This window comes from Lysinibacillus sp. NPDC093712, from assembly GCF_050280025.1.
Lineage (GTDB): Bacteria > Bacillota > Bacilli > Bacillales_A > Planococcaceae > Lysinibacillus.
Genome location: NZ_JBNNUU010000002.1, coordinates 381,320 through 397,589, shown reverse-complemented (window position 1 = coordinate 397,589; position 16,270 = coordinate 381,320). Strand labels below are relative to the sequence as shown.

Below are 16,270 nucleotides of genomic sequence, written 5' to 3'. Positions count from 1 at the left end.
ATGATTATTTATTATAAGCTATATTTTTCTATAATTGCTTTAATTTGTTTTTTAGTTAAAATTATTACATATTGAGATTGCATTCTACGTAATGATAATAGTTTTAAGAGAAACAAGATTTGATAAAAGGGAGGAAAAGTAAAAATGGATGTAGCTCAATATGAAGTGAGCTTACCGGTAAATAGTATGCTCAATGATACTTATAAAATAAAAGAAGTAATTGCTACTAGTAAATTATCTATTGTTTATTTGGCGGAAACACTCAATGAAGGCAGGCAGGTAACGATTAAAGAGTTTTTCCCACAGGAACTTGCGTTACGGGATTTAGATAATAGAGCAGTGATAAATCGTTTGCCATCTATAAAGTCAAAATTTGAGGATTTAAAAGCAACATTTCTAAATGAAGCATTTATAATGAAGCAAATAAATCATCTCAATATTGTCAATTATGTGGATCATTTAGAGGAAAATGGAACGCTATATATTATAATGGATTATTATGAAGGCAAGTTATTAGATCAATATTTAAAGGATATTCCTCTTAACAATAGGGACGATTTATACACTAGTATATTTCTGCCGTTAATTGATGCATTAAGCTATATACATAAAAAGGGTATTTTACATCGAGACATTAAGCCAAGTAATATTATGATAAATTTAGAGGGTAAGCCATTTTTACTAGACTTTGGATCAGCGATATTTTATAAAAATGCTAAAGAATATCAAATTTTTATAAGTCCTGGTTACACCCCTCTTGAGCAATATTCGAACGTATCCGCCCAAGGAGTTTATACAGATATATATAGCTTAGCAGCAACTTTTTATTATTTATTAACAAATATGATTCCACCTGATATTTCACAGAGGCTAATTGAGGATAATATTGATAATATAAGAAAATATAATAAAAGGGTAACTATGCTTTTAGCCCATACGATTAGGTGGGGAATGGCTTTACAGGCAAAAAAAAGATGCCCTTCTTTAAAAGTTATGAAATGCATTATTCAGTTTGAAGAATTTGTCAATAGAATAAAGAACTACTTTAAGGTAAATAATACAAAATAACCAATAAATTAGGATGTGTAATCCGATGCTATCATTTTACAATGTAGCTAAGAGCGAACCAAACAGCTAAAGGCGTATTTAAAATACATCTTAGGCTGTTTTTTTTAATAAAAAAAAGTGAATATCTACCCTTTTTTTATTGAAATATCATAAAAATTATAATGTCGCTTTTTTATCATAAATCCATTAGTGTCCTATAATTTACAAAATATTCTATAGTAAATATTGACAATAAAATTATATATTGTATAGTTATTTTGTGATACATAATGTCATTTGTGATGTAGATAAAAGGGTTATGAAATTACAACTTCAGTTTTACCTAAACTGTATTTTATTTTACTTTAGTTGGAATTTTATTACTTAAAAGTAAATTAAAAGTTTGTATTCACTAATGATTATGCTTACTCGAAATAAAAAGGAGGGATGGCTGTAGGTTTTACAGCCGAATAAATGGAGATTATTAATCAAACAAACAGGACAATGCTCTTTGAGGAAATCAATCCAGAAAAGCTGGATTTGATTACACTAGTGGGGGATGTAAAAGGAATTGACAGTTTAAGTGATGAGAAAGTGAAAGAAATAAATCAATACCTTCTTGTAAAAAGCTTTGACGAATTTTTAGATAAGTTCTCTCCAACGGTCTATTCGTTCTACAATGCTGCGAATCAGAAAGTAATGTATACGCTTAAAAAACCTGAAGGCATTCAAGAAGATTGTATTTCCGAAATAGCAATTGATCAAAACAATGATTTTTTAAAGATGCTATTTACCCTCATTGATACAAAACGAAGCCAAGGAATTACGAATGTAGACTTCAAATTTGAAAATTTACTAGATATGATCTCTCCTAAAAAGGTGATGGATGATATTCGCCAAGTAAGAAAAGAGATTCATTACTTGTATGGTGAATATGACAAGCTAGATGAAGGGGATCCAAAAAAGCTGGACACAGGTGATAAGTTAAATCTCATGTTCGAAGTTGCTAGCCGAAATTATAACAATGTTATGGCTATGTTGCCGTTAGCAATCGAAGATATTAAAACGAGACTGCTACTAGGTGCTAATCAAGAGGAAAACGAATCCGAAAAACTGCAAATTGGGACACTTACAATTGGTGACACGGGTGAATTAAAAATTATTGAGGCACCTCAAACGAATACTTCTGAGTTGATGGTTATTGAGGAGAATAGTAACTATGGTTTAAGTACTGTTTTTGAGGAAGACTATGAAGCGATTACAGAATCACCATCTTCCTATGTAAAGGATTTAGTAGTAAGAACATTCTCGCCATTACCTTCTATAAAAGCAGATTTTGACCTGGAAACAGAGGTTCAAAATTACAATACATACCTAGAATTCTATAAGGATGCAAAGGATGAATTTGTAAAGACAGTGAAGCCATTAGTAGAAAAGCTACTAGGTGTCAAAATGTATTTCGATCAATATGCGACAAAAAATAAAGGTATGCAACCTTCGTTACTAGTAACAAATGCAAAATTAGACATGCTCGTTAAAAGTAATAATCTACCAAGATTACGAACGTATTTAAATACAGTCAATTCGAAAAATGATTTCTCAGATACAGTATGGTATGGGATCGTTCCAGCACTTGAGCTTGAAGCATCAGGAAAGATGAAAGTGAGCAGATCTCGATTCAAAGGAAATGAAAAGGTTGCAAAGCAAGAAGGCAACACAATGGAATCCTTATCTAGTCTACTAGATACAGTAAAAGATTATAAAGTCCAAATATTCTTTAATTTTATGACCGAAGAAGAAACTACTTTCAATGGCATTGCAACAGCCGGCATTGACCGTCTCATCGATAAATGTTCGATTCTCCTTCGAAAAGATTATAGTGAATTTGCGATCCCTTGCTTACCAAATTTTACAATTATCCCGAAAGACAAGTCAGGAGTAGTTATTGATACGAGGATGCAAACAACTGAAAATGGTGCGCGCCTATCGAAAGAAAAAGAAGATATTCTCAAGCTTTGGATAGAAGGCGTATATGTAGGAGCGAGCTATGTAGCAGCAGGTATTGTATCTGCTTATCAATGTCCTGAGTACTTAAAGGAATCATTCCGAAATGTAAAGAGAAGTTATCCAGGTGTACGCTTTGACATTGAAGCAGGCGATAACTCATTAAGAGCTGTGACAACGATGGCTAAAGAAATTTCTGGGTTCACGAATAATATTAAAGATGCGATTAATAGCAGAAGCTTTGGTTTTGTATTTTCATCAGAAAATGCACAGCTACAGGATAAAGATATTAAACGCATTACAGTGTACAAAGCAAGAAGCTTAGCAATGGAAGAGGATGGATTTGATTCAATCTACAAAACACAAGTGAGTACGTATATTGAAAGAATTTTAAGATTCCAATCAGGGGACTTTAAGCACGAAAACATTGTTCGATTCTTTAGTAATAATCCAAGTAGTCAAAAAAGTAAGTGGCTTAATGATAAAGGCTATGTAAACTCCGTTATCCATGATGGTGATGACATTGGCTACATTATTGATGAAAAAACAAGCTTATGCCAAATTGATCTCGTATTTAACGGCAATGTGAAGAATCTTGAAGTAATGATTACTAAAGGAACAAGTGCTGTGAAAGCTTAAAAAGTACCAATAACAGACTGCATACAACGATTTTATAATTGAATGTTTAAGATTTGTTTTTAAATAAATCTTTTAACATAAATATGAACAACCTTCACGTACTGACTTGATGAAATAAATACATATTTCTCATTGAAATTCTTTCAAAATTTACACGAGAAATGAAGTCAGCTAGAAACATGGTCATTTTTATCAAGTTCAGTATGACGAGTGCGTTCAAAAAATATTAGGAGGTAATAAGAATGGGTTTTGTATTAAAAGTAGAAGGATCAGAAGCAATTGAATTAGGATTAGAGAGCATTATTACAGTTGAGTATGAAACAGATACACCAAATGACTCGAACGCTCGCTCAACAGATGTAGGAGCAACTTTAAAAGTAAAGGGAAAAATCCTTACTGCTACAGATGGCGATAATTCGGATGATACGATGAAATTAGGTTTATGGTCACTAGTACCTGCTGAAAAGGCAGACTGTTACCGTAAAGTAACACTAGAAGTTATTTCAGCTGATCAAGTAGTAAGAAAAATCCATTTCCCAAATGCCTTCGTTGTTGACTATTCAGAAAGATATGGCGACACAGAAGGTATCGGAGAATTCTACTTATTCATTAAGCAGAAGAAAGACAAAACAGATCTAGCGAAGATCGAAGGCGGCTATGCTGTTTAAGTAGAAATTTGATAGGTCACACCACATTATCTAAGGGACTATATAGTTCCTTAGATAATTTTGAATAATCCTAATACAGGGGATGAAATTAGTGAAAAATCATTATGAAATTTTAGGTGTCAGCAGACAAGCAACGCAAGATCAAATTAAGCTCGCATACAGAAAATTATCTAAAAAGCATCATCCTGACGTAAGTGGAGGCAATAAAGAGTCAGAGCACATTTTTTTAGAAGTGCAAGAGGCCTATAAAGTATTAAAGGACACATCTTCTAGAGAAGCATATGATGCACGTCTTGGTAGTGCAGCACAAAGTGGTGGGCAATCATTTGAACAGGCAACTAAAACGAAAGATCGAACAACTACCAATAAGCAAGAGTTTAATATGAACGATATCGAAAAAAACTTTGAGCACTTTTTTGGATTTAATCCAAAAACGAAGGAAACGTCGTCAACACTTCATAAAACGGCAAAGAAAAATCCAATAGATACGACTGATTTATTCGAACGATTTTTTAACAAGTAAAGCAAGTTAGTGAGGAGGAGAATGCTTTCGTGAATGACATAAAAAATGCAATGGAAGTAAACACGCACAATGCAAAAAAACAAATGATGATAAAAATTATCGATATCATCATTGTGATAATCGCCTTCTTTTTTATTTTATATGTATTTGTTATGAATCAGAATTTTCTTTTGAAAACGATTATTGGGACGATGATAGTCATCTTTGCCCTTGTTTATGGATTAATAAAATATGAAGCAAAAGAGACAATCTATGAATTTACAGATACGAACATTCGGAAAATTGTATTACTCAATGAACGTGGCGCAGAAATAGAAGAATGGCTGCTAGAAGGGAAAACTTCATTGCTCATTGGGAAAAGCTCAACTGAACAAGAGGTAGATATAGATTTAAATGGCACTGAATACGAATCGCTCATTAATTATGAGCATGCTGTTTTAAATTGTGTATCCGGTATGTGGTACATAGAGGACATTGACTCTGTTAATGGGGTAGGCGTTAAAAAAGCGCATAAGCGTGTGAAAAGTAGTTTAAAACAGGAAAGCCCTTATCGTTTAAATAGTGGAGATATTATATACATAGCAAATACTAGAATTTTAGCGAAATAAAGAGAAGCTTGATTCGTAACGAAGACGGAGGATAACAATATGAGTTTGATTAGATGTACGAATGGTCACATGTTTAGTTCGAGAAGACATAGAAATATTTGTCCCTATTGTAATGTCATGGTGGAGCAGGAAACAAGATTAACGGGTACGGCTACTGCTGTTGCAGAAGTAGATGATAAAACGATGCCCTATCTTGGGGAAATGGATGGGATTGACCCTGTAACAGGATGGTTAGTTTGCATCGAAGGTCCTCCAATGGGACGAGATTATCGAATTTTATCTGAAAAGAACTTTATTGGACGAGCAGAAGATATGCATATCCGTATCATTGGCGATAATAGCATTTCAAAACGCAATCATGCAGTCATTGTATATGATCCTAAAAAAAGAAACTTTTATTTGTTACCAGGAGATGCATCAGGTTTAGCTTATCTAAATAATGAAGCGGTTTATACACCAACAGAATTAGCAGCATACGATGTTATCCAACTAGGTTCAAGTATGTTTTTGTTTATTCCTCTATGTGGTGTTCATTTTGAATGGGAAAACAACCAAAGCGAGGAATGATGAAAAATGGATCAGACACTACTATCTTACATGATTGTACTTGCTTTCATTATTGTTATCATCGCTTTGCTCGTATTGCGTAAAATACTTATGCAAAAAAAAGAAACGAGCAAGATTGCAATAGGAAATGGGCAAACGATTGGCAGACGAGACGAACAGGATGATTATTTTTCGACTGTGGAAACAACGGTTGGCACGATGGCCGTTCTTGCTGATGGCATCAGTGGATTAGCAAATGGCAGAATGGCCAGTACGGTTGCTGTTACGACATTTATTCATAAATTTATGAAGCTTACTAGTATAGCGAATATCCTGTCCTATTTTAAGGAAACCGCTTTAACAAGCAATGGAATGATCCTAGAAAATTTAAATGGTTCTAATGGCGGAACTACATTAGTAGCAGCCGTTATTGATGAGCATGGTTACTTACATTGGGGAGCTGTTGGAGATAGCATTATTTCGATATTTCGAAATGGCGAATTCATCGCAATCAATCAAAAGCATATTTTTGAATCGGTATTAAAGGAACGCTATATTTCAGGAGAAATTTCTCAGCTAGAGGTGCAAGAAAACCCACTGAAAAAGAGACTAATCAACTATTTAGGATATGAAGGGTTCAAAAATCTAGATACTGGGGAGAAACCTATCCAGCTAAGAAATGGTGACAAGGTCTGTCTATTTAGTGATGGTGTCTACGATACTTTAACAGAAGTAGAAATGGAAAAAATGCTCTCTCAGCATGCCCCTCCCTATGATATAGCTCAAAATATTATTAAAGCTGTTGAACAAAAGCGTTTAAAAAATCAAGACAATGCAACAATCGTGATTTTAGAAAAAACATGGTAATCCGTTCGTGTTAAGGAGGTGGAATGATGAGAAAGGAAAACAGCGACTTTAAAACAAGCTTTCTCTCGGAAGCGGGTTCATTTATGCAAAATAAAGATTACTTTGCCTATGCTGAGCTGGATGATGTTGCTTGTTGGGTTGCGGTAAAAGGGTTGGATTCAGATCAAGAAATCAATAGTGCAGAACTAGCGGTCAAAGGTATTCTCGAAAAATTTATGGAAAAGCCTTCAATGTCCAAAAGAGCTATTAATAAGTATTTGAAAAATGCTCAAGCTATCCTTCAAGCTCAAAGCTTAAGGGTAAGATTGAAGGCTAGTATCGTAATGGTTGTATCAGATTATTCAAAAATGATCGTTGCAGTTGCAGGAAATTCGCGGCTTTATCATTTTCGTAATGGCACCTTATCTTATAAAAGCACTGATCAAAGTTTAGCACAGGAAATCGTCAATAGAAGGGATCGTTCGCTCGATATAAGCCAGCATGAGGAAAGAAGCAACTTACTCAATTATCTTGGTAAGCCGAATGATTTTACGCCATTTGTCTCTAAGAAAATGAAGTTAATGGATGGCGATGTATTTGTGCTTAGTACAGCAGGCTTTTGGGAAGATGTCGGTGAGGTTGAAATGGCAGATGCTCTAGAGGAAACGAAAGATCCTGAGCAATACACTGATTTATTAGAAGAGGTGCTTTTAAGTAGGCAAAGGAAAGTAGTAAATAATTACACAATCGCAGCTATATTTGTGAACAAGGTTTATCAGGAAACAAATAAGAAAAAAATGAAATACATTAAAACGATTGCTGCTGCATTAGTCGTAGCTTTAGTTGTTGGTGGCGGTACTATTTTTTATCAGGCAAAGCAAGTGAAAAAAATGGCGGAATTAACCGTTGAGATGAAGGACCATGAAAAGAGTGGAAACCTTTATTTCCAAGACGCTAACTATGAAAAGGCGCTTCTGGAATACAGTGAGGGTAGAAATGCGGCCAAAAAATTGAAGGATACAATACATAGAAATTTACTTGCTAAAAAATTAAGAATTACGGACCTAATCATTAATGGAGATAAATCAGCCGAAGCGGGGAAATTTACTGAAGCCCTTGAGCAATACGAAAAGGCTAAAAAAGAAGGCAAGCTCATTAAAAACTTTGGAAAAGAAGTAACTGAACAACGAATAGCCAATATGGATACCATTGTACAAATTGCTGAAACAGTGAAGGATGGAGATTTTCAATTTGATGCAGAAGATTACAATGGAGCCCTTGCAAACTATCAAAAAGCAAGGAAAAAAGCTCTTACAATCGCTTTTACTGGCGAGCCTCAAATAAAGTCAAAAATTGAAGAAACAGAAGCTAAAATTGCCGAATTGAAAAAAGCACAGAAAGAATTACAGGCTGAAGGCTTAGAAAAAAATGGCGATCAAAGCTATGCGCGTCTAGATTACGAGAAAGCAATTGAATCCTACACCTTGGCTCAGGAAATTTATCAGGAAACAGAACTAATCGCAAAGGTTTTAGGGCTAGAGCGAAAAATTATGAATGCCAATGATAAATTAAACCCTACTCCTCAGGCTGCAGGTATCGACCCGTCATTTGAAGCAGCACTTCCTATGGAGGGAGGGGCAGCAAGCGGTGAGCCAACTGATGCTGAAGTGATGAAAGAGGGAAAATAAATTGATAAAAGAGCTCATGATTGAACGGTTACGCAAAATTGAGGATTTGGAGCAACGTCAATTACTAAAAGACATTGTAAGTGGCGTTTTTGTAAATTTAATCGACTATCAAGAGGAAATGAATAAAAGGCTTGAAGAGCGTGTTTTTAATGAAATTGAAGATGTGGAGAATCGGTTTGATATATATGTAACACTTAGTTCTAAGGAGGATATTGATCCGATTCATCAATGTTTATTTCCAATGCGACCAGTTGATTTAGAAAGTAAAACTATCCAAATAAATAAATTGCTTCAATCGCTAGAACGCAATGAACAAGCCGTACTGTATACATTATTTCTCGCGTGTGATTCGGTACAAATTCAGCAGTTACTAGCTGAGGAACGACTGTTTAATGGAACCCTTGTTACGACAGAAGGACCGATAGAGATTCAGGTTAGTCTTACAAGAAATACGGACTACTTGCAAGAAATCAACAAGCTATATCCGATCTTTCAAGTAAATGGATTGCCATGGAAAACGATTAATCATCCATTCGCCTATAAGTTTTTTAATGTGAATTTAGAGAAATGTCCACCTCTAAACGAGGAAGTTGAAATCACTGATATTATTGTTGATTTACAAGAATATGAGCCAAAAAAACGACTGAATATGGTGCCACTATGGAATATCGAACGTCATGAGGTCAAAAATGTTGGATTCCCTGTTCCTGCTATCGATAAGGTCAATTATGAGCATGTCCTTTCCATTCGGAAAATGGGAAGTGAACATGGCTATCTTGTAGAAGCTGATGAGGAGAATGTTCGCTATATCAAACGGACAGACAATGAATTAGCAGTTGTTTCGCCACAAGATAAGTCAGGGGTTTGGAAGCTAATAAAAATTGTAAAAATGGAAGAAGAGAAGATTGGCAAGCTACATTATGAGCTTGTATCCAATCGACGAATAGAGCATTTTATGTCCAAATTCGCTCGGAAGCATTCTGCCAATGTCAAAACGAAGGGGGAAATTATCCGGATGGTTAACACCTTCGAGGCGGCAAATAGATTGGAGCTTGTTGATGTTGAAATAGTAGATTCGTTTTTAGAAGCAAGCTTTACTTACTCTGCGAATCCTTTCATAACAGAAATGATAGGTGAGAATAGCTACAAAAAAATAATGCTTTTAAAGTTTAAGGCGAAAGTGGAAAAGGACTTTATTGCAAATGATATTTTGAGCTTCTTAGTATCAGAAGTACAACGACATTTCTTCGAATTTAAATGCGTAGGTGTATGGCAATGAATTATATTTGGGATTTGCTTATAAAAGCAGAGGATGAAGGGCTTTCAAAAAAGGATATCTATTTTTACCTTGCTGAAACGTATTCGCCCTATATGGAGCTTAGTCTTCCATTATTAAATGCTCAGTTTGTTGAACAGCGCGTTGATGTGAATCCGTATTACCGCTATTTTGGCATTTTTAACAACCTTTTTCACCCAGATAATCGTAAAGACATAGAGTTTAGAGAATACTTTTTCGACATCGTCTTGCATTTCTTAGCTGAAATTGATCGGATGCAAGGGATGAACACAAAAGAGTTTTACATTCGATTTATATTAAGAGATATCGAAGCCAATGTATTTGGCAATGAGGTACGCCGTAATATTCATGCCTTTTCAAAAAATGAGCAAGAAATAGTTGTACTAAACATGCTAAAGCTGTACCAGACAGGTGAAGAAATTTACTTATTAAAGGACACGTTTAAAAGGCTATTTAAAGGTTGCTTGATCTATATAAAATCGGAGGAACACGATGAGCTCCTTATTTATATAAATCAAAAGAAGACACAACAAAATGAGCAGAAAGTGCAGCTCATACAAGAAATCTTTTTACCAATCGGTTTTCAGTTAGAGGTTTTTTGGCAATATCACTTCGGCATTATTGACGCTGAGCAAACGATGCAGCTAGATCGGATAGCTCTTTACTAAACAGAGCAAAAGGAGGGCTTCGGAATGACGACTAAATATTCATATAAGCTGAATGTTACTAATCGCTTCGCAGAAAAGAAGTATATGACATTTACACGTGTAGAGTTAATGGAGATGACCACATTCCAGCTGCGAAATATTTGTTATAAGGAAAAGCTTGTGACAGGGCTTATTAATACACTAACGAGAGATGAGTTAATCGACAAGATTATAAGATATCGTGGGGCTGAAGAAAACCTTCTTATTAAAGAAAGCAAAGATGGGGGCTTTGAAAGAGTCGAAGCAGCTATGCAAAACTATTTGAAAACACCGATGTCTGACAATGGTGAAATAAAAATCCCTGCCAAAATGAGCTTATATAGCGGTATGAAAATGGATAAGCCAGATCAGTATTATGTTGAAACAGGTGGTTTTCTTGTTGAATCAAATGTACTGCTCGTCAATGATCAAATGGATCTTTGCGCCATCCTGAATGTCATTAAAGATGACCAGCGCCCTAACAAATATTACTTTGTTGCAGATGAAGCAATAGGGATTCAGAAGACAAAAAATAAAAACTACAGCTTTATTTTTTTTAGAAAGCAAGATTCAGAGTATATCTATAAAACTTACTACCAGGAGACCCCACTTCCGCCAATTAACCTTCACTACTATAAAGTACCAATACAAGATTTAGAGATTAAACAGCTAGAAACAACCAATGCTATTCTTGCTATTGACTTTGGCACGACGAATACAACCGCTGGTGTCTATTTAGAAAGTGATTATGTCTCCTCACCTTGTAGCCATGATTTATTAAATAACAGAATTCAGCTAAACAGCATCAATTTTGTGCAATTTCTAGACCCGCTACACCAAAATGAATGGATTGAAGTTGTTCCGACAGTTATGACAGTGGCAGATTGTTCGAATCAAGACCAAGTGAGCTATTACTACGGCTATGAAGCATTAAAAATGATGAAAAAAAATAGCTATACGTCATTAGCAACGAAATTCCAAGGCATAAAACGGTGGGTGAGTAACTATACAAAATCAGAAGAGATAATGGATGCAAATGGCAATACAGCACTTGTACCACGAAGCCAAATTTTAAGAGAATTTATGCTTTATATTATTCGAATGGCAGAGCATCAATTTAAATGTCGCTTTGAGCATTTGCATATTTCCAGTCCTGTAAAGCTGAAAACACAATTTTTAGATATGTTCCAGGCTATTTTACCTGAATACACTATCGAAACAGAGCAAGCACTCGATGAAGGGATGGCGGTTCTTTATAATACTATCGCCAATCAAATAGAGAATAATAGCTTTTTGGATGAAAAGGAATATAAAGCACTCGTCATTGATTGTGGTGGTGGAACAACAGATCTTTCCTCCTGTAAGTTCCGAATCGAGGACGGGCATATTTCATACAAAATCGATATTCATACAACTTATGAAAATGGTGATACCAATTTTGGCGGCAATAATATTACATATCGTATTTTCCAATTTATGAAGATTGTTTTTGCAAACTATTATAGCCGAGGGAAAAATGCTTATGACATTGATGCATTAATTGATATTCCAGGCAAGGATATTTATCGATATGTAGACGATCACGGTGTGGAAGCCGTTTACGAGCAATTTGAAAAAGCTTTTTCAGAAGCTGAGTATATTATTCCGACGCGCTTTAAGGAATATGAAAATCGCACACGTGATGAATACCTACGTGTACGCAATAATTATTATTTCTTATGGGAAATGGCAGAAGAAATGAAGAAAGAGTTTTTCCGCAAAACAGGCATTTTACGGAGCCGTTTTTATTCAGAAAACGATCTTCATCAGGACAGTGACTTGAATGTAACGGCAGTTGATCGATGGTGCCTATCACTAGTAGAAAACAATCAATTCAAAGATGTTTATGATTATCCGAACGTCTTTTTTAATATTAAGGAAATTAACCATCTGATTAAAGCTGATATTTATGATATTGTACGAGAGTTTTTGGAAGAGTTTTATGAGAACGGACTACTCAGCGAATATTCCATTATTAAGCTGACAGGCCAATCGTGTAAAATTGATGCTTTTCGCGAGGCTTTAAAGGAGTTTGTACCAGGACGAAGCATTGAATTTAGACAGAAGGCTGAAAATATTGGGAAAGTGCCAGAGTTAAAGCTAGCTTGCCTAAGAGGGGCACTGCGCTATTTAAATGCCAAGAAGATAGGCATGATTGAAACAACAGTAACGAATCATGCGCCTGTCGTACCTTATGCGGTAAGTGCCTTTACACATAATCGTCAAGAAAAATTACTTATTAGTAGCTTAGAAAGACTCAATCAAATTCACGGTACGATTTCCCGTCCATGGGGTGTAACGGAAGTTGAATTTTTCCTAACAGGCACCGACAATCAAACATCCTATAAATGCACGTATGTTAATCGCCATGAAGAGTATGTGCCTGTTTTTTATGACAATATAGCAGCTAATTATGAACATAAAATTCCACAGGACGAGACAGATTCCATTATGAATGGAGAAGTAAAATTTTTTGTCTTTGCAGGAGAGGATCACTGGGGTTTCCATGTCGTCCCTGTAGCTAGAACGGAAGAACAACTATTAATCGGCAAAAAGGAATTCTTTGCCTTTGAAACGGATCTATCTGAGTTGGATTTCTTTGACGGCTTAAAGTAAAGAAAGCGCTCAAAAGTGAAAAACAAGAATAGAGGTGGATGACAGCTTGTTTGCCAATCAATATCCACATTTTCAAAAAGGTCGCATTTTAAAGCGAGAAATGCTGGAAAATTTACGAGATTACCCAAGAGAGTTTTTAGATATCTATTTCCAAGATTATTCAAATGGCATTATTGCTGGGGTCAATATCATTGTAGCGGATACACTGCTAATCATTTCAAACGGCATTATGAAGCATAATGGCAGACTTTATATGCTAACGAATAGCTTTGAGCTTCCTTATGAAGCAACAGGAAATGAAACAATCTTAAAAGTACGATTTGCTGAAGAAGTAAATGACTTAGATTTTAGAAAACACAAATCACAGATTGTCTTAGACGATTCGCTTGAGCTTGCACATAATGAGCTAGAATTAGCACGCTTTAAATTAAAGTTAGGTGCTAAACTGCGCTCACAGCATATCGATTTTTTCGACTTTGCCACTGAATTCAATACAGTGAATTATCTTCACTGCCAGTATGCAGGCTTACAAAAAAGCACATACCACCCACTTATTTTGCAATATTTTGCACGCGAGCTGTTAAAAAATCGACCATCCAATCCATATGATATCGCCTTTGCCATGGAGTGCCTAAATCAGGATAGGGTGCAACGGGATGTGATTAATTTCTATATTTGCAATCGGCTAGAGCTAGACGATCAATCGCTACCGAATAGTCAAATTCATAAATACTTGAACCGTATTTTAATGGAAGCGAAAGGTGGTGGTCGTATGAAAGGACTCAGTCAAGGGCGACCGAAGCGTGTGATTGTTGACTAGCTAGTAGTCTGCAAGCATTTTTACAGCATTAAATCAGAAGGTTTTTGTCACAACAAAACAACAAAGTATACTCACAAGACTAAAAAAACAAAGGGGGCGAACAAAATGAAATTCATGGATGAAGAAATTATTGAAATGACGAAACACGCAAGGCAAAAGAAACGAACGGAGAACATTGAAAACCAATTATTGCAAACGGACGTTGTGAAAGGAATTCAAGCGGGTCAGCTAACGATTGACGATGAAATAATTGAATTTGCAGAGCTTCGTTTTTACGACAATCAAATACGGATGTCTATTCCTACAGCCTTTGAAGAGATGGAAACGGATTTAAAAGATATTAAATATCCTTCAAGCCGTAGACCCGATTACATCTATACAAGTGTAAGTACGTCCATTAACGTCACGATGAAAATAATGGAGCAACAGCTACAAGAAGAGGAATTAGAGGATTTTACAGAAACGATGATGACTATCCTGCAAAAATTACAGCCAGATGCAGAAATGTTGGATATCGGCATGAAAGAAGTGAATGGACTACAAATTGGCTATTTTGATTTTATTTCGAAGGCAATCGATAACAAGATTTATAATTTAATGTTTTTGTTTATAGCAGGCGACAATGTGGCAACAGGTTCATTTAATTGCTTGAAAAAAGAAATGAATATTTGGCAACCGGTTGCTTATGGCATGTTGGAAACAATCGCAATCGAAAACAAATCATTCAATGGAGAAGGTGTTGTGTGATGACAAAGGAAACAGCTTTGACGTATAAAGATATGATTGTGATGCCTTACAATATCCGCGTGAGTGAAATCGAAATGACACAACAAATGAATGAGCATGCAACATTGCGTTTAACAGGCGTCATTCCAGATGAACTGGAAGACTCTTACGTTTATATGACTGACGCAGAAACGGCAATTGAAGTACTGCAAATTGCTAGTACGGGACAATCGACACCTATTTTTAATGGACTAGCATTAGATGTGCAAGTGAAATCGGTAATGGGTACGTATTATTTGGAGGTTATGGCGGTTTCGCATACGTATGTGCTAGATGTGAAGAAGAAAAACCAAACGTACCAAAATGCAAAGATGGCTTATACAGAACTAATAAATGAATGTATTGCCGACCAGCCAGGTGCAGACTTTATGGATCATGTCACAAAAGGTGCTAGTATTGGCAACTTTACGATGCAATATTTAGAGACGGACTGGGAGTTTCTGAAACGCATGGCATCGAGATTTCATACGGGCTTAGTGCCAGATACAATTCATAGTGCAGCAAAGTTTTACTTCGGCGTACCATTCCAAGCGGGTGCAGTGCAGAAAATGGATGCAATGAATTACCGTGTTAAAAAAGCAATTGGTAATTTTCTCATCTCAAGTAAAAATCATATCGACAGTATTACCGATAGTGACTACATGTACTATGAAGTAGAATCGCCGCAACTATTCAAAATCGGTAATGAAGTTACGTTTCAATTGAAAAAACTATATGTTTTTAAAATTGTCTCCAAGCTTAAAAATGGCTTATTAAAACATATTTATACGCTCACACCTCAGAACGGCTTCAGTGTTCATACGACTTATAATCAAGCGATTATTGGCGCATCTATTCAAGGAAAAGTCATTGATGTGGCAGGGGACAAAATTCGTATACATGTTGATTTCGATGAGGGGCAAGAAAAAAATAAGGCTTATTGGTTTCCATACTCAACGATCTATGCATCAGAGGATAACACAGGTTGGTATTTTATGCCAGAGTTATCTGACAATGTTAGGATTTACTTCCCAGGCAATCGTGAGGATGAAGGAATTGCCATTAGCTCAGTGTCCAAAGCACCACCACAATCTGGGGCAATGTTATCAGCAAGCAATCCTTCTAGTCAGGGGGGAGGGGGCGGTGCTTCACCACCAGAAGATAGCCGCCAAGATCCGGGGCGCATGGCTGATCCCGATGTAAAAACCCTTAGAACAAAGCATGGTAAACAAATTCTACTCGCACCTGATCGCATTGTCATATCTGGTGGTGGATTAATGATTACACTGATGGATGATAATGGTATTTCAATTATTAGTGATAAAAATATTAACTTAAAAGCAACAGATAAAGTCGTTATAAATGCCAAGCAAATTATGATAAATGCTAATGAGAAAATTGAGATGACATGTAAAGACAATTCCATCAAGATGGAAGACAAAATGGAGATTAAAGGAACTGAAGTACGTGCAAATTAG

14 protein-coding genes are annotated in these 16,270 nt (G+C 35.7%); all 14 read left to right on the top strand.

Going from position 1 to position 16,270, the window contains the following annotated elements:
- The first annotated feature begins 144 nt into the window (after positions 1 to 144).
- The 14 genes from ACQKNX_RS09435 to ACQKNX_RS09370 all read left to right on the top strand — a co-directional run bounded on the left by ACQKNX_RS09435 (position 145) and on the right by ACQKNX_RS09370 (position 16,270).
- A complete protein-coding gene (locus ACQKNX_RS09435) occupies positions 145 to 1,068 on the top strand; it encodes a serine/threonine-protein kinase (protein WP_427428666.1) in 924 nt (307 codons plus the stop codon).
- Between the two features lie 453 nt (positions 1,069 to 1,521).
- Positions 1,522 to 3,690, top strand: coding sequence for a transcriptional regulator (locus ACQKNX_RS09430; protein WP_427428665.1), 2,169 nt, complete (start codon positions 1,522 to 1,524; stop codon positions 3,688 to 3,690).
- A gap of 242 nt (positions 3,691 to 3,932) precedes the next feature.
- Positions 3,933 to 4,358, top strand: a complete 426-nt coding sequence (locus ACQKNX_RS09425) for a membrane-associated protease 1 (RefSeq protein ID WP_427428664.1) — start codon at positions 3,933 to 3,935, stop codon at positions 4,356 to 4,358.
- Positions 4,359 to 4,449: 91 nt separating this feature from the next.
- Positions 4,450 to 4,881 carry a J domain-containing protein gene (locus tag ACQKNX_RS09420; RefSeq protein WP_427428663.1) on the top strand — a complete coding sequence of 144 codons (432 nt, stop codon included), beginning with the start codon at positions 4,450 to 4,452 and terminating at the stop codon, positions 4,879 to 4,881.
- A 29-nt stretch (positions 4,882 to 4,910) separates the two neighbouring features.
- Positions 4,911 to 5,489: an FHA domain-containing protein gene (locus ACQKNX_RS09415; protein ID WP_427428662.1), complete on the top strand. Its 579-nt coding sequence runs from the start codon at positions 4,911 to 4,913 to the stop codon at positions 5,487 to 5,489.
- 39 nt (positions 5,490 to 5,528) lie between these two features.
- Entirely contained in the window at positions 5,529 to 6,056 is a 528-nt protein-coding gene (locus ACQKNX_RS09410; protein ID WP_427428661.1) for an FHA domain-containing protein, read from the top strand.
- Between the two features lie 6 nt (positions 6,057 to 6,062).
- A complete protein-coding gene (locus ACQKNX_RS09405) occupies positions 6,063 to 6,902 on the top strand; it encodes a PP2C family protein-serine/threonine phosphatase (protein ID WP_427428660.1) in 840 nt (279 codons plus the stop codon).
- Between the two features lie 23 nt (positions 6,903 to 6,925).
- Entirely contained in the window at positions 6,926 to 8,569 is a 1,644-nt protein-coding gene (locus ACQKNX_RS09400; protein WP_427428659.1) for a serine/threonine protein phosphatase, read from the top strand.
- 1 nt (position 8,570) lies between these two features.
- The gene (locus tag ACQKNX_RS09395; RefSeq protein WP_427428658.1) at positions 8,571 to 9,848 is read left to right on the top strand and encodes a normocyte-binding protein; all 1,278 of its coding nucleotides are present in this window, start codon (positions 8,571 to 8,573) and stop codon (positions 9,846 to 9,848) included.
- The gene (locus ACQKNX_RS09390) at positions 9,839 to 10,534 is read left to right on the top strand and encodes an iron-dependent peroxidase (RefSeq protein WP_427428657.1); all 696 of its coding nucleotides are present in this window, start codon (positions 9,839 to 9,841) and stop codon (positions 10,532 to 10,534) included. Before ACQKNX_RS09395 ends, ACQKNX_RS09390 begins: the two co-directional genes overlap by 10 nt.
- A 24-nt stretch (positions 10,535 to 10,558) precedes the next feature.
- Complete coding sequence (locus ACQKNX_RS09385; protein ID WP_427428656.1) at positions 10,559 to 13,207, top strand: molecular chaperone; 2,649 nt, start codon at positions 10,559 to 10,561, stop codon at positions 13,205 to 13,207.
- 46 nt (positions 13,208 to 13,253) lie between these two features.
- Complete coding sequence (locus tag ACQKNX_RS09380) at positions 13,254 to 14,027, top strand: DNA and RNA helicase (protein WP_427428655.1); 774 nt, start codon at positions 13,254 to 13,256, stop codon at positions 14,025 to 14,027.
- A 105-nt stretch (positions 14,028 to 14,132) separates the two neighbouring features.
- Positions 14,133 to 14,774: a hypothetical protein gene (locus ACQKNX_RS09375; RefSeq protein WP_427428654.1), complete on the top strand. Its 642-nt coding sequence runs from the start codon at positions 14,133 to 14,135 to the stop codon at positions 14,772 to 14,774.
- On the top strand, positions 14,774 to 16,270 hold the full coding sequence (locus tag ACQKNX_RS09370; protein WP_427428653.1) for a phage baseplate assembly protein V: 1,497 nt from the start codon (positions 14,774 to 14,776) through the stop codon (positions 16,268 to 16,270). Before ACQKNX_RS09375 ends, ACQKNX_RS09370 begins: the two co-directional genes overlap by 1 nt.

Coding starts and splice junctions, on each gene's coding strand:
- ACQKNX_RS09435 (WP_427428666.1), top strand. CDS start 145: ATGGATGTAGCTCAATATGAAGTGAGCTTACCGGTAAATAGTATGCTC.
- ACQKNX_RS09430 (WP_427428665.1), top strand. CDS start 1,522: ATGGAGATTATTAATCAAACAAACAGGACAATGCTCTTTGAGGAAATC.
- ACQKNX_RS09390 (WP_427428657.1), top strand. CDS start 9,839: ATGGCAATGAATTATATTTGGGATTTGCTTATAAAAGCAGAGGATGAA.
- ACQKNX_RS09370 (WP_427428653.1), top strand. CDS start 14,774: ATGACAAAGGAAACAGCTTTGACGTATAAAGATATGATTGTGATGCCT.
- ACQKNX_RS09375 (WP_427428654.1), top strand. CDS start 14,133: ATGAAATTCATGGATGAAGAAATTATTGAAATGACGAAACACGCAAGG.
- ACQKNX_RS09385 (WP_427428656.1), top strand. CDS start 10,559: ATGACGACTAAATATTCATATAAGCTGAATGTTACTAATCGCTTCGCA.
- ACQKNX_RS09425 (WP_427428664.1), top strand. CDS start 3,933: ATGGGTTTTGTATTAAAAGTAGAAGGATCAGAAGCAATTGAATTAGGA.
- ACQKNX_RS09405 (WP_427428660.1), top strand. CDS start 6,063: ATGGATCAGACACTACTATCTTACATGATTGTACTTGCTTTCATTATT.
- ACQKNX_RS09400 (WP_427428659.1), top strand. CDS start 6,926: ATGATGAGAAAGGAAAACAGCGACTTTAAAACAAGCTTTCTCTCGGAA.
- ACQKNX_RS09410 (WP_427428661.1), top strand. CDS start 5,529: ATGAGTTTGATTAGATGTACGAATGGTCACATGTTTAGTTCGAGAAGA.